At 70.4% G+C, this 11,797-nt stretch carries 13 protein-coding genes; 6 read left to right on the top strand and 7 right to left on the bottom strand.

Annotated elements, in window-relative coordinates:
• Positions 1–367 precede the first annotated feature (367 nt).
• Both ACFXI3_RS45800 and ACFXI3_RS45795 read right to left on the bottom strand, forming a co-directional pair.
• A complete protein-coding gene (locus tag ACFXI3_RS45800) occupies positions 368–1,351 on the bottom strand; it encodes an SMI1/KNR4 family protein (protein WP_378408417.1) in 984 nt (327 codons plus the stop codon).
• A gap of 77 nt (positions 1,352–1,428) precedes the next feature.
• Entirely contained in the window at positions 1,429–2,931 is a 1,503-nt protein-coding gene (locus ACFXI3_RS45795; protein WP_344268394.1) for a leucyl aminopeptidase, read from the bottom strand.
• Between the two features lie 102 nt (positions 2,932–3,033).
• On the opposite strand from ACFXI3_RS45795, the gene ACFXI3_RS45790 reads away from it, so the two are divergent.
• Positions 3,034–3,891, top strand: coding sequence for a sulfatase (locus ACFXI3_RS45790; RefSeq protein ID WP_378408415.1), 858 nt, complete (start codon positions 3,034–3,036; stop codon positions 3,889–3,891).
• Positions 3,884–4,537, top strand: a complete 654-nt coding sequence (locus ACFXI3_RS45785; protein ID WP_378408413.1) for a DUF402 domain-containing protein — start codon at positions 3,884–3,886, stop codon at positions 4,535–4,537. Before ACFXI3_RS45790 ends, ACFXI3_RS45785 begins: the two co-directional genes overlap by 8 nt.
• Here the strand turns inward: ACFXI3_RS45785 and ACFXI3_RS45780 are convergent.
• A complete protein-coding gene (locus ACFXI3_RS45780; protein ID WP_378408411.1) occupies positions 4,509–4,811 on the bottom strand; it encodes a hypothetical protein in 303 nt (100 codons plus the stop codon). The genes ACFXI3_RS45785 and ACFXI3_RS45780 overlap by 29 nt on opposite strands.
• Positions 4,812–4,907: 96 nt before the next feature.
• Here ACFXI3_RS45780 and ACFXI3_RS45775 point away from each other — a divergent pair, with 96 nt between their 5' ends.
• Positions 4,908–6,011, top strand: a complete 1,104-nt coding sequence (locus ACFXI3_RS45775; protein ID WP_344268381.1) for a branched-chain amino acid aminotransferase — start codon at positions 4,908–4,910, stop codon at positions 6,009–6,011.
• Between the two features lie 64 nt (positions 6,012–6,075).
• On the opposite strand, the gene cobT is transcribed toward ACFXI3_RS45775, so the two are convergent.
• Positions 6,076–7,146: a nicotinate-nucleotide--dimethylbenzimidazole phosphoribosyltransferase gene (gene cobT / locus ACFXI3_RS45770; protein ID WP_378408409.1), complete on the bottom strand. Its 1,071-nt coding sequence runs from the start codon at positions 7,144–7,146 to the stop codon at positions 6,076–6,078.
• 79 nt (positions 7,147–7,225) lie between these two features.
• On the opposite strand from cobT, the gene ACFXI3_RS45765 reads away from it, so the two are divergent.
• The gene (locus ACFXI3_RS45765; RefSeq protein ID WP_378408407.1) at positions 7,226–7,927 is read left to right on the top strand and encodes a 2-C-methyl-D-erythritol 4-phosphate cytidylyltransferase; all 702 of its coding nucleotides are present in this window, start codon (positions 7,226–7,228) and stop codon (positions 7,925–7,927) included.
• Between the two features lie 105 nt (positions 7,928–8,032).
• On the opposite strand, the gene ACFXI3_RS45760 is transcribed toward ACFXI3_RS45765, so the two are convergent.
• Both ACFXI3_RS45760 and ACFXI3_RS45755 read right to left on the bottom strand, forming a co-directional pair.
• Entirely contained in the window at positions 8,033–9,022 is a 990-nt protein-coding gene (locus ACFXI3_RS45760) for an aldo/keto reductase family protein (RefSeq protein WP_378408405.1), read from the bottom strand.
• 54 nt (positions 9,023–9,076) lie between these two features.
• Complete coding sequence (locus tag ACFXI3_RS45755) at positions 9,077–9,736, bottom strand: DUF3043 domain-containing protein (RefSeq protein WP_344268369.1); 660 nt, start codon at positions 9,734–9,736, stop codon at positions 9,077–9,079.
• 144 nt (positions 9,737–9,880) lie between these two features.
• Here ACFXI3_RS45755 and ACFXI3_RS45750 point away from each other — a divergent pair, with 144 nt between their 5' ends.
• Entirely contained in the window at positions 9,881–10,258 is a 378-nt protein-coding gene (locus ACFXI3_RS45750) for an iron-sulfur cluster assembly accessory protein (protein ID WP_037809530.1), read from the top strand.
• A 94-nt stretch (positions 10,259–10,352) separates the two neighbouring features.
• On the opposite strand, the gene ACFXI3_RS45745 is transcribed toward ACFXI3_RS45750, so the two are convergent.
• Positions 10,353–10,538, bottom strand: a complete 186-nt coding sequence (locus ACFXI3_RS45745; RefSeq protein ID WP_344268365.1) for a hypothetical protein — start codon at positions 10,536–10,538, stop codon at positions 10,353–10,355.
• Positions 10,539–10,692: 154 nt separating this feature from the next.
• Between ACFXI3_RS45745 and ACFXI3_RS45740 the strand changes: the two genes are divergently transcribed.
• A complete protein-coding gene (locus tag ACFXI3_RS45740) occupies positions 10,693–11,682 on the top strand; it encodes a carbohydrate kinase family protein (protein ID WP_344268362.1) in 990 nt (329 codons plus the stop codon).
• Positions 11,683–11,797 lie beyond the last annotated feature (115 nt).

The raw sequence follows: 11,797 nt of genomic DNA, 5'->3' as shown, positions 1-11,797 counted from the left end.
GCGGGAAAGATGCCTTGACAAGCACCCCCGAACCGCAGGGAGGCTTCGTATCGGGGTGCGGGGGAGGGGCTGGGTGCCTCGATCGTTGGGTGCAGCGGTGCGGTTTGTTGGTGGGCGGGGGCTAGCGCCCCAATGTGGCGTTGGGTGCATGTGGCGCACCGAATGCCGCATTGGGTGCGTGGGATGCACCGAATGCCGCATTGGGTGCGTCGCGGCGGGGCGGTGAGCGGGTGGGCTGTGAAGGGCTCCTTGAGGGAATCTGAGTACGTGAAGGGGTCCCTCACGTACTTCGGCTGGTCGTGAGGGGAACCCTGACGGAATCTGAGTCCGTGAGGGTTCCCCTCACGGACTTCAGCGGGTGGGTGGGTCAGGCACTCGCTTCCAGCAGTCGGTGGTGGTGTTCCAGCAGCGCGCGGAACGAGTCGTGTGCGGTGCTGCCGTAGGTGAGGTCGACTTCGACTGCTCGCCAGTTGTCGCCGGTGTGGGTGAGCAGGACTGTGGCGGGGTCGGAGACGATCACGACGGTGCCGTCGGCGCGGAGTTCGCGGGCGGGCAGCAGGCGCGGGAACACCACGTCCGCGGGCAGTCCGTCGGCGATCGTCAGGAACTCGCGGTAGTCGTCGGGCAGGCGGAAGCCTAGGCGGTCTTCAGTCGTGGCCAGGTCGGCTTGCGACACCGGGGCGGGGGCGCGTTGTCCGCGTAGTCGGAGGATCGCGGCGACCAGTTCCGGCAGGCTGGCCGGGCCGGTCGGATGGCGTTCGCGCAGGGCGGCGATCAGTGCGCCCGCGCATTGGTCCGGCCACTCCGTGCCTAGGCCGAGCGGGTCCGCGCCGGCGGTCAGCGGGGCGGCGAGCGGGCGGGTGGCGGCGAGGGTCGCGACGTCCGGGTTCGGGTGGGTTTCCACGAGGGCGGCCCACGTGTCCAGGTCGGCGGCGGCCAGTGCGTCGCGCACTGGATCGGGGCGCTTTGGGGCGATCGCGGAGACTGCCCCGGCGACTGGTGAGCCGTCGAAGAGGCCGTCCAAATCGGACACTCGGCGGGCGAGGAGTGCTTGGTGGGCTTGCTCTTCCGCGTCCAGGTCCAAGGGGGCGAGGGGGTCTGCCCATTGTGGACGGTCGCCGCGCGCCTCGAAGAGCATTGCCCAGGCGCGGGCGCGCACGGCGTCGTCGGCGAGGACGGACGTCGGGCGTCCGGTCACCGCGTGCCATTGCGTGACAAGGCGATCCGCCGCATCGGAAGCGCCAGCGGTCGCGAGGAGGAGCGCGGCGTGGCCGATCCGGCGGTCAGCGGCGGCCTCGTCGGCGGTGAGCACGTCGCGGACGGCGGTTTCGAGGTAGTCGTCGCGCTGCATGAACGCGAGCGTGCCACACGGCCGCGGACACGACGGAGGCCCCGCACCGGGCGTGGTGCGGGGCCTCCGGCACAGGGTCAGCCCTGGTCGGCGATGTCCGCCAGCACCGCGGCGATGGTGCGGACCGGGACGCCGGTGCCGCCCTTGCCGGTGTAGCCCCACGGGCCGCCGGAGTTGAAGGCCGGGCCCGCGACGTCGAGGTGCGCCCACGGCAGGTCCGCGGGCACGAACTCGCGCAGGAAGACGCCCGCGACGAGCATGCCCGCCCAGCGCTGTCCGGTGACGTTCGCGATGTCCGCGAGCCGCGAGTCGAGGTCGCCGCGCAGTTCGTCGGGCAGCGGCATCGCCCAGCCGCCCTCGCCGGTGGCCTGCATGATGCCCGCGACGCGGTCGCGGAACTCGTCCGAGCCCATCACGCCGGAGATCCGGTTGCCCAGCGCGACCACCTGCGCGCCGGTCAGCGTGGCGGTCTCGATCAGGTAGTCCGGGTTCTCCTCGGCCGCGCGCACGATCGCGTCGGCCAGCACGAGCCGGCCCTCGGCGTCGGTGTTGAGCACCTCGACGGTCTTGCCGCCGTACATGGTGAGGACGTCGCCCGGGCGGTAGGAGGTGGCCGAGGGCAGGTTCTCCGCGAGCGGGATGTGCGCGGTGACCTCGAGCGGGTACTTCAGCTTCGCGGCCAGCACGACCGACGCGAGCACGGCCGCCGCGCCCGACATGTCGGAGGTCATGTGGTCCATGTTGGCGGCGGGCTTGAGCGAGATGCCGCCCGAGTCGAAGGTGATGCCCTTGCCGACCAGCGCGACCTTCTTGCGCGCCTTCGCCGGCTTCCAGCTGATCCGCAGCAGGCGCGGCGGCCGCGACGAACCGCCGCCGACGCCGAGGATGCCGCCGAATCCCTTGCGCTTGAGGACCTTCTCGTCGAGCGCCTCGAACTCCAGGCCGTTCGCGTCGGCGAGCTTCTTCGCGCGGTCCGCAAAAGACGCCGGGAACAGGTCGTTCGGCGGGGTGTTGATCAGGTCGCGGGCGATGATCACCGACTCGGCGATGAATCCGGCCGCCTTGAGGGTGGCCTTGTGCTCGCGCGCGGTGCCCTCGGCCGGGCTGACCAGGTCGGCCTTCGCCAGCGGGGCGTCGCCCTTCTCCGAGCGGTACTCGGTGAAGACGTACGCGCCCAGCGCGATGCCTTCGGTGGCGGCGTGCAGGTCGACGGCCGACAGCGTGACGAACGCCCGCTCGGTGCCGCTCAGCGCGCGGGCCGCGGCGCCGGCCGCGCGGCGCACCTGCTCGGCGGTGATCTCCCCGTCCTTCGGCTTGCCGAGGCCGACGGCCAGCACGACGCCCGCGGGCAGCTTGCCCAGCGTCGGCAGCTTCACGATCTCCTCGGCCTTGCCGGACGCGCCGAGCGTGCCCAGCACCTCCGCGAGCTTGCCGTCGAACGCCGCGTCGGCGACCTCGGAGCCGGCGGCGAGCGCGAGGCCGTCCTCGCCCTGGAGAGTGCCGATCACGACGACGTCGGCGCGGGTCTTGCCCAATGCCGCACCCGTGTTCTCGGAGAGGGCAAGCTTCGGCACGGTCACTTCTGGCTCCTCGCGACGTCGCGGTGGCGCCGGGCGATCTGCCCGGGCGATCGTGAGCCATGCTAATGACAAAGCCATCCGGACGGGGGAAGGGGGATCGCGGTGCGGCTCGCGGGAGCACTCCTGGTGACGCTGGCGGCGGGTGCCGCCGGGGCCGGGTTTTGGGTGCTCGGCGGGGTTTTGCTCGCCGCGCTGGCCGCGGTCGCGGCCTCCCGGCTGCCTGCGCTCGGCGACGATCCGGCTGCCCGGATCGTCGGCGGATTATCCCGGCTGACACAGATTGTCGTGCTCGCGCAGGCCTTCGGCGCGTACGTCTTCCCGCTGCAGCCCGGATACGCCGCCGCCGCGCTGGTCGTGTTCGTCGCCGCGGCGGGCTTCGCCGGGCTCTGGCTGCCGGATCTGCTGGTCAAGTGGGTATTGGGTGTGCTGCTGGCCGCCGCGGCGGTGCTGGTGGCGATGTGTCTCGCGGTCGCTCCGGTGTCGCAAACGGGCGGAATCGGGACGCCGAACGCGGCCGCGATTGCCGTGGCGGCGTTGTTCCTGCTGCCGTTCCTGATTCCGGAACCGGGGGAGCGGAGCACCGGGCGCGCGATCGTTCTCGGTCTGGTCGCGGTCGTCGTCACCGCGGTCACGCTCTTCCAGCTGGGTCCGATCCGGCTCGGGTTGTCCGGGACGGCGATGCGGGACCTGCTTTCCGCCGCGGACGCCGGACAGCTTCAGCCGTTGCTCACGGTGATCGCAGTGCTGGCGACTCTTCCCGCTGCATTCACGACTTTCGTCGGGGCGCGACAGCGGTTTGCGCCGTCCGGCGGGGCTCCGGTCGCGGTCGGCGCACTGCTGGCAGCGGCCGCCGCGGCGTTCGTCCCGCTGCCGGCGGTGCTGCTCGCGGCCGGGCTCGGCGCGGTGATCGAAGTACTGCTGCGGGTGCGGGTTCGTCGCTACCGTGGCGTGCATGACTGAGCACCGCTGGGCGCCGGGACAGACAGTCGTCGAACGTTTCGTCCGCCCGGACGGCAGCATCGGCCAGCATCATCCGCTGCGCGTGCTCTCCGACGACGGCGAGATTCTGCTCGGCTGGCTTCCGCTCGGCACTCCGATTGTCGGCAGCAGGCTCGCGGACGGCCGGAGCCTGCGCGAAGCGCCGCTGGAGCAACGGTTTCGCGAGCCGCGCGTGCGAGTGCCGGACATCTGGCACGGCACGTCGACGCTGCGGCTGATTCCCGACGACGCCTGGTCGTCGGTGTGGTGGTTCTTCGAGGCGGACGGACGCTTCCGCGACTGGTACGTGAACCTCGAAATCCCGCGCGGGCGCACCGGAACCGGCCCGGACCGGATCGACGGCATCCTCGACCTGGTCGTGACGCCGGGCGCGGGCTGGAAGTGGAAGGACGAGGACGAGGCCGAAGCGGCCGTCGAGGCCGGGCGGCTGACCACTGCCGAACTCGGCAAGCTGCGCGCGGAAGGCGAACGGATGGGCGCGCTGGCCGAGCAGGGCGCGTATCCGTTCGACGGCACGCACACTGATTTTCGCCCGGACCCGGACTGGCCCGCTCCGGAGCTGCCCCCCGGGCTGCGGCCTACTGGGCCAGCAGGACCAGCGAGATGAACAGCACGATGTTGACGACGAGCAGGATCACCACCGATTTGGTCGGCACGTTCCTGGCGATCACCTGGCCGTGCAGGTTCTTCCACCAGTAGATGCCGAACCCGGCGACGACCAGGCCGAGGAAGAAGCCGAACCCGCTGGAAAGCAGGCCCCAGCCGACCATCCCGAGCATTCCGGCGCCGAAGGTCAGCAGGGCCGCGGTGCCGAAGGTCTTGACGTCCGGCCCGGCGCCCGGCCCGGCTTGGCGTGCTGGTTGAGTGCTCACGCCGTCCATCGTAGTGGGGTGACGCTGCGAGCGCGGGGCAGTGCGGCGAGTAAAACCACAGGACTTCCGACTAACGTGCTTCCGACCAAGCGCTATCGTTTATGCATGACCACAGCGACGCAGTTCACCCACGTTCCGAACCCGAGCCCCGCGAGTCCTGAACGCGTCGCCGAGGTACTTGCCAAGCCGGGGTTCGGCACGCATTTCACCGACCACATGGTCACCGTGCGCTACAGCACCGACAAGGGCTGGCACGACGCCAAGGTCGGGCCGTACGAGCCGTTCTCCCTCGACCCGGCCACGTCCGTGCTGCACTACGGCCAGGCCATCTTCGAGGGCCTCAAGGCCTACCGGCAGCCGGACGGCACGATCGCCGCGTTCCGGCCGGACGCCAACGCGCAGCGGTTCCGCGAATCCGCCGAGCGGCTCGCGATGCCGCAGCTGCCGGTGGAGACCTTCGTCGACTCGCTGCGCGAGCTGATCGCCGTCGACGAGCGCTGGGTGCCGACCCGCGAGGGCGATTCCCTGTACCTGCGCCCGTTCATGATCTCCACCTCGGCGGGCCTGGGCGTGAACAGCCCGGCCGACGAGTACGTCTTCGCCGTCATCGCCTCGCCGGCCGGCTCGTACTTCAGCGGCGGCGTGAAGCCGGTCAGCGTGTGGCTGTCCACCGAGTACGTGCGCGCGGCCCCTGGCGGCACCGGCGCGGCGAAGTGCGCGGGCAACTACGCGGCGTCCTTCGTGGCGCAGGCGCAGGCTGTCGAGAAGGGCTGCGACCAGGTGGTGTGGCTGGACGCGGTCGAGCGCCGCTGGGTCGAGGAGATGGGCGGGATGAACCTGTTCTTCGTCTTCGGCTCGGGCGACGACGTCCGCGTGGTCACGCCGGAGCTGACCGGCTCGCTGCTGCCGGGCGTCACCCGGAAGTCGTTGCTGCAGCTGGCGAAGGACGCCGGGCACAAGGTCGAGGAGCGCCGGATCTCCACCGACGAATGGGAGAAGGCGGCCGCCTCGGGCGAGCTGACCGAGGTGTTCGCGTGCGGCACGGCGGCGGTCATCACGCCGGTCGGCCACGTGAAGCACGGCGGCGGCGAGTTCTCGATCTCCGGCGGGCAGCCCGGCACGGTCACAATGAGCCTGCGCGAGCAGCTCGTCGGGATCCAGGAGGGCACCCGCCCGGCCCCCGCGGGCTGGATGATCCCGCTCAGCTGAAGCCAGCTGTCCGTGAAGGGCTCCTTGAGGGAATCAGATTCCCTCAAGGAGCCCTTCACGGCTTTCAGGACGAGAGCGGGCCGGAGACGCCGGATTGTTCGTGCGTGGTCATTTCCGCGAGCACGCGGCTGGCCATCATCAGCAGCGGCAGCGCGGTGACCGCTCCGGTGCCTTCGCCGAGGCGGACGTCGAGGTCGAGCAGCGCGCCGAGGTCCAGCTGCTCCAGCGCGAGCGCGTGCGCGGGCTCGCCGGTGAGCTGCCCGGACATCCACCAGCGGCGGGCGCCGGGAGCGAGTTCTTCGGCGACGAGCGCGGCGGAGCAGACCACCAGGCCGTCGAGCACCACCGGCGTGCGGCGGACCGCCGCCTGCGCGAGAAAGCCCGTCATCGCGGCGATATCGGCGCCCGAGGACGTCCGCAGCAGCGCGAGCGGGTCGGCCAGCACCGCACGGGCCCGGCGCAGCGCGTCGCGGACCGCGGCGGCCTTGCGCATCCAGGTGTTGTCGTCGATGCCCGAACCGCGGCCGACCACGGCGACCGGCTCGCTGCCGGTCAGCGCCGCGACCAGCACCGACGCCGGGGTGCTGTTGCCGATGCCCAGGTCGCCCGCGATCAGCAGATCCGCGCCGCCGTCGACCTCCGCGTCGGCGATCTTGCGGCCCGCGTTGACCGCGGCGCGGACTTCGGTGTCGGTGAGCGCGTCCTCGACGTCGATCGAGCCGGAACCGCGGCGCACCTTGAACTCGCCGATCGACCGCATCGCGGATTCCTCGGTGTCCACGGCCATGTCGACCACGCGCACGCCCGCGCCCGCCGCGGCGGCGAGCACGTTGATCGCCGCGCCGCCGGTCAGCATGGTGCCGACGAGCTGCGACGTGACCTCCCGCGGATACGCCGAGACGCCCTTCTTCGCGATGCCGTGATCGCCGGCGAACACGACGACGCGCGGCCGGGTGAACGGCCGCGGCGGGGCCTGGCCCTGGCAGGAGGAGATCCACACGCCCAGCTCTTCCAGCCTGCCGAGCGAGCCCGCGGGTTTGACGAGCTTGTCGTGCAGCGCGATCGCGCCCGACCGGGCCTGGTCGCTCGGCGGTTCGATCTCGCCGAACTCGATGCCCGTTTCGCCGGTGTCCACAGCCAGGTTTCCTTTCGCCGCTGGGCGTCCCGGCGCCCAACCTACCGCCGCCGGGGCGCGGCCCTTAGGGTCGGTCGGCGTGCGGGAATCGACGGCGGCCGGGGTCGTGCTGGCCAGTGGTGCGGGGACCCGGGTGGGGGCCGCGCTGAACAAGGTCTACCTGCCGGTGGCGGGCAGGCGCGTGGTGGCGTGGTCGCTGGACGCGTTCGCCGCGGCGGCCGGGATCGGCGTGCTGGTGCTGGTGATCCGGCCCGAGGACGCGGCGCTGGCCGAGGAAGTGCTCGCCGAGCTGTCCGTCCCGGTCGACATCGTGCCCGGCGGCCCGACGCGGCAGGCTTCCGAGCTGAACGCGCTGCGCCATCTCGCGCCGCGGATCGCCGACGGGACAGTGGATTCCGTGCTGCTGCACGACGGGGCCCGCCCGCTGGTGACGCCGGAGCTGATCTCCGCGGTGCTGGAACGGACCCGGGAAGACGGGGGAGCGGTGCCGGGCCTGGCCGCGGACGACGTCGTCTCGATGGCCGGACCGGACAAGGTGGCCGGCCCGCTGCCGGGCGCGATCCGGGTGCAGACCCCGCAGGGCTTCCGTGCGCAACCGCTGCTGGCGGCTTACGAACAGGCTGCCGCGGAAGGGTTTCTCGGCACGGACACGGCTTCGTGCATGGAGCGGTTCTCCGCGCTGCCGGTGCGGTGGGTGCCCGGCAGCGCGGAGAACGTGAAGATCACCTATCCGCACGACCTCGCGGTGGCGGAACGGTTCCTGCTGCGGCCTTCTTCGTAGCCGCCGCAGTGCCCGCAGGAGGTCCGTGAAGGGCTCCTTGAGGGAATCAGATTCCCTCAAGGAGCCCTTCACGGACTTTCGCCGGAGCGAGCCCGGCTGCGGTGATCAGGGAGCGACGGTGAGCGCCGGGTCGCTGATCACGACGTCGCCGAGCGCCTCGTCGATCGCGGTCAGCAGCTCCGGCTCGAGCTTGACGCCCGCCGCCTTGACGTTGTCGTAGACCTGCTCCGGCCGCGAGGCCCCGATGATCGCCGACGCGACGTTCGGGTTCTGCAGCACCCACGCGACCGCCAGCTGCGCCATCGACAGCCCGGCGTCGGCCGCCAGCGGCTCCAGCTTCGCGACCGCGGTGAGGGTCTTCTCGTCGAGGAAGCGCTTCACCATGTTCGCGCCGCCGTTCTCGTCGGTCGCTCGCGAACCGGCGGGCAGCGGCTGGCCCACCTTGTACTTGCCGGTCAGCACGCCTTGCGCGACCGGCGACCAGACGATCTGGCTCAGGCCCTCGCGCTCGGAAGCGGGCACGACCTGCGACTCGATGACGCGCCACAGCATCGAGTACTGCGGCTGGTTCGACACGAACGGGATCTTCAGCTCGCGGGCGAGCGCCGCGCCGCGCGAGATCTGCTCGGCGTTCCACTCCGAGACGCCGATGTAGAGCGCCTTGCCCTGGCGGACCAGGTCGGCGAACGCCTGCATCGTCTCTTCCAGCGGCACCGTGCGGTCGAAGCGGTGCGCCTGGTAGAGGTCGACGTAGTCGGTGCCGAGCCGCTGGAGCGACGCGTTCGCGGATTCGATGATGTGCTTGCGCGAGAGGCCCTTGTCGTTCGGGCCCTTCGGACCGGTGGGCCAGAAGACCTTGGTGAAGATCTCCAGGCTCTCCCGGCGCTGGCCCTTCAGCCCGCGTCCGAGCACCGACTCCGCCGCGGTGTTGGCGTAGACGTCAGCCGTGTCGAAGGTCGTGATGCCTGCGTCGAGCGCCGCCTTGATGCAGGCCTGCGCCTGGTCCTCCTCGACCTGGGACCCGTGGGTCAGCCAGTTGCCGTAGGAGATCTCACTGATGTTGAGGCCGCTGCGGCCGAGACGTCGAAACTCCATGCCCACAGGGTAAACGTTTCGTTCGCCAGGCTAACGACCTGTGTGCCGCACGGCTCAGTTCGGGATCGGGTCCCCGGCCTTCAGCCGCGGCTTCGGAACCCGCAGCTTGCGGATCTGGCTCGCCCGCACGAACGCGTACCAGCCGACGCCGCGGGTGGCAGTCGCCGGTTCCTTCGGGAAGCGCTCCTTGACCAGTTTCGAGATCTTGCGGCCGTTCACGAAGCCCTCGATGGCCATGACCAGCAGCATCGCCATGCAGACCAGGGTGATGTACTGCTGCACCGCCGGCGCGGGGACCAGCAGCGCGAGGAACACCAGGATCGCCAGCGGCATGAACAGGCCGAGGATGTTGCGCCGGGAGTCGACCAGGTCGCGGACGTACGCCTTGACCGGACCCTTGTCGCGCGGCGGCAGGTACTTGTCGTCGCCCGACATCATCCGCTCGCGGCGCTGCCGGGCGGCTTCCTTGCGGTCTTCTTTGCTGACCGGGTTCGCCTTGCGCAACTCCTTGTTGCGCTTCATCGCCTCGCGCATCGAGGTGGGCGGCGCCGCGACCGGCCCGCGCTTGCGTCCCTCGGCCTCGCGCCGCTTCGGCGTGGCCTTGCCCTTCCCCGGCGTGTACGACTTGCTCGTGACCGGGGAATCGACAGCGGCGGCCTCGGCCGCGGAGTCGTCGGCGGCGGGGTCAGTGGTGCTTCGGCGCAGGAACCTCACCTCACCAGGGTATTGCAGGCGTCACGGCTTTGTTCACCAGGTCGTTCCATATGCGACGATGGAGGGGAACAGATCGGGCGAGTCCCGTGTTGTAGGTAGGACACGAGATGTACCCGCAGCGAGTTCGACCAAAGAGGGAGTGCCATGACGACCGCTGAGCAGACCGGTGCGGCTGCGGCCGAGACCGCCGAGGAGACCCACGGCGTGACGTTGACCGACGCCGCGGCCGCCAAGGCGAAGGCGCTGCTCGAACAGGAGGGCCGCGACGACATGCACCTGCGCATCGCCGTGCAGCCCGGCGGCTGTGCTGGCCTGCGCTACCAGCTGTTCTTCGACGAGCGCACGCTCGACGGCGACCTGTTCCGCGACTTCGACGGCCTCCAGGTCGCCGTGGACCGGATGAGCGCACCGTACGTGTCCGAGGCCGTGATCGACTTCGTCGACACCATCGAGAAGCAGGGCTTCACGATCGACAACCCGAACGCCACGGGTTCCTGCGCCTGCGGCGACAGCTTCCACTGAGCCCCAGAGCCGACAACGGGCCCCGACGCATCCGCGCCGGGGCCCGTTGTCCGTTTCGGCCGCGGCTCGCACCCGCCGCGGAGGTTTCGCGAGGTCAGACGTACGCGTCGAGGTCGGCGACCTGTGCGTGGCAGGCGTCGTCGACCGTCCACGGCCGCGCGGCCCTCGGCCGGGGCAGCCGGGCCTGGCCGGCGGCTTGCTCGGGGCGCAGCGCGGACGGGAGATGGGCGCAGTCGGCGATCAGGTCGCCGAGGGTTTCCGGTTCGGTCGCGAGGTTCACGAACGTCACGCTATTCAGCCGGAGTTGAACGGGAAACGAGTACCGGCCGGTAGTGTCGGAACGTGGCGCGGAAACTACCCGGAAGGGTCATGACCAGCGGGTAACTTGCGTCAGGGCGCGAAAAGACAGCTCATCCACCTCGTGAGGAGAACCGGTGGCAGACAAGCCCAGGATCGCCGTGTCGGGCAGCATCGCGACAGACCATCTGATGCACTTCCCGGGGAGGTTCGCCGAGCAGCTCGTCGCCGAGCAGCTGCACCGGGTGTCGTTGAGCTTCCTCGCCGACGACCTCGTCGTGCGCCGCGGCGGCATCGGCGCGAACATCGCGTTCGGCCTCGGCGTGCTCGGCGTGGAGCCGGTGCTCGTCGGAGCCGTGGGCCAGGACTGGGCGGACTACCAGTCGTGGCTGCAGCGGCACGGCGTGGACACCTCCGGCGTGCTGGTGTCCGAGGTCGCGCACACCGCGCGCTTCGTGTGCACCACTGACGAGGACATGTGCCAGATCGCGACGTTCTACGCGGGCGCGATGGCGGAGTCCCGGAATATCGAGATGGGGCCGATTTCGGACCGGGTCGGCGGGCTTGGGCTCGTGTTGATCAGCCCGGACGATCCTGAGGGCATGGTTCGGCATGCTCAGGAGTGCCGTCAGCGGGGGTACACGTTCGCGGTCGATCCTTCGCAGCAGTTGGCTCGGATGGACGGGGCTCAGGTGCGGTCTTTTGTCGAGGGGGCCAAGTATCTGTTCAGCAATGACTACGAGTGGGAGTTGTTGCTGCAGAAGACTGGGTGGACTGAGGCTGATGTGCTGGAGCGGGTTGGGCTGAGGATTACCACGCTGGGGGAGAAGGGCGTGGAGATTGTTGGGCGCGATGGGACTGCGCTGCAGATCGGGGCGGTGCCTGAGCGGGGGAAGGCTGACCCTACTGGGGTTGGGGATGGGTTCCGGGCTGGGTTTCTTGCTGCGGTTGACGGCGGGCTTGGGTTGGAGCGGGCTGCGCAGTTGGGGTGTTTGATCGCTGTGCTGGTGCTGGAGACTGTGGGGACGCAGGAGTGGACTCTCGTGCGGTCCGAGGCGTTGACGCGGTTGAATGAGGCGTTCGGGCCTGAGGCTGCTGAGGAGATTTCGGCGGTTTTGCCTGCTTGAGGCTTTTGGTTTCGGCTCGTCGCCTGGCGGCGACCTTGCCGTGGTGGTTGCGTGGGGCACCCCGAAGCTTGATTGTGCTGACGGTCTGGGGGTGCGTGGGAAAGCGGGGAAGATG

The organism is Amycolatopsis sp. NPDC059235, from assembly GCF_042754125.1.
Taxonomy (GTDB): Bacteria; Actinomycetota; Actinomycetes; order Mycobacteriales; family Pseudonocardiaceae; genus Amycolatopsis; species Amycolatopsis albidoflava.
The sequence above is the reverse complement of the archived record's forward strand: the minus strand, read 5'-3'. Positions and strand labels throughout refer to the sequence as shown.

Coding starts and splice junctions, on each gene's coding strand:
- ACFXI3_RS45800 (WP_378408417.1), bottom strand. CDS start 1,351: ATGCAGCGCGACGACTACCTCGAAACCGCCGTCCGCGACGTGCTCACC.
- ACFXI3_RS45785 (WP_378408413.1), top strand. CDS start 3,884: ATGACTGAGCACCGCTGGGCGCCGGGACAGACAGTCGTCGAACGTTTC.
- ACFXI3_RS45780 (WP_378408411.1), bottom strand. CDS start 4,811: ATGGACGGCGTGAGCACTCAACCAGCACGCCAAGCCGGGCCGGGCGCC.
- ACFXI3_RS45775 (WP_344268381.1), top strand. CDS start 4,908: ATGACCACAGCGACGCAGTTCACCCACGTTCCGAACCCGAGCCCCGCG.
- ACFXI3_RS45760 (WP_378408405.1), bottom strand. CDS start 9,022: ATGGAGTTTCGACGTCTCGGCCGCAGCGGCCTCAACATCAGTGAGATC.
- ACFXI3_RS45750 (WP_037809530.1), top strand. CDS start 9,881: ATGACGACCGCTGAGCAGACCGGTGCGGCTGCGGCCGAGACCGCCGAG.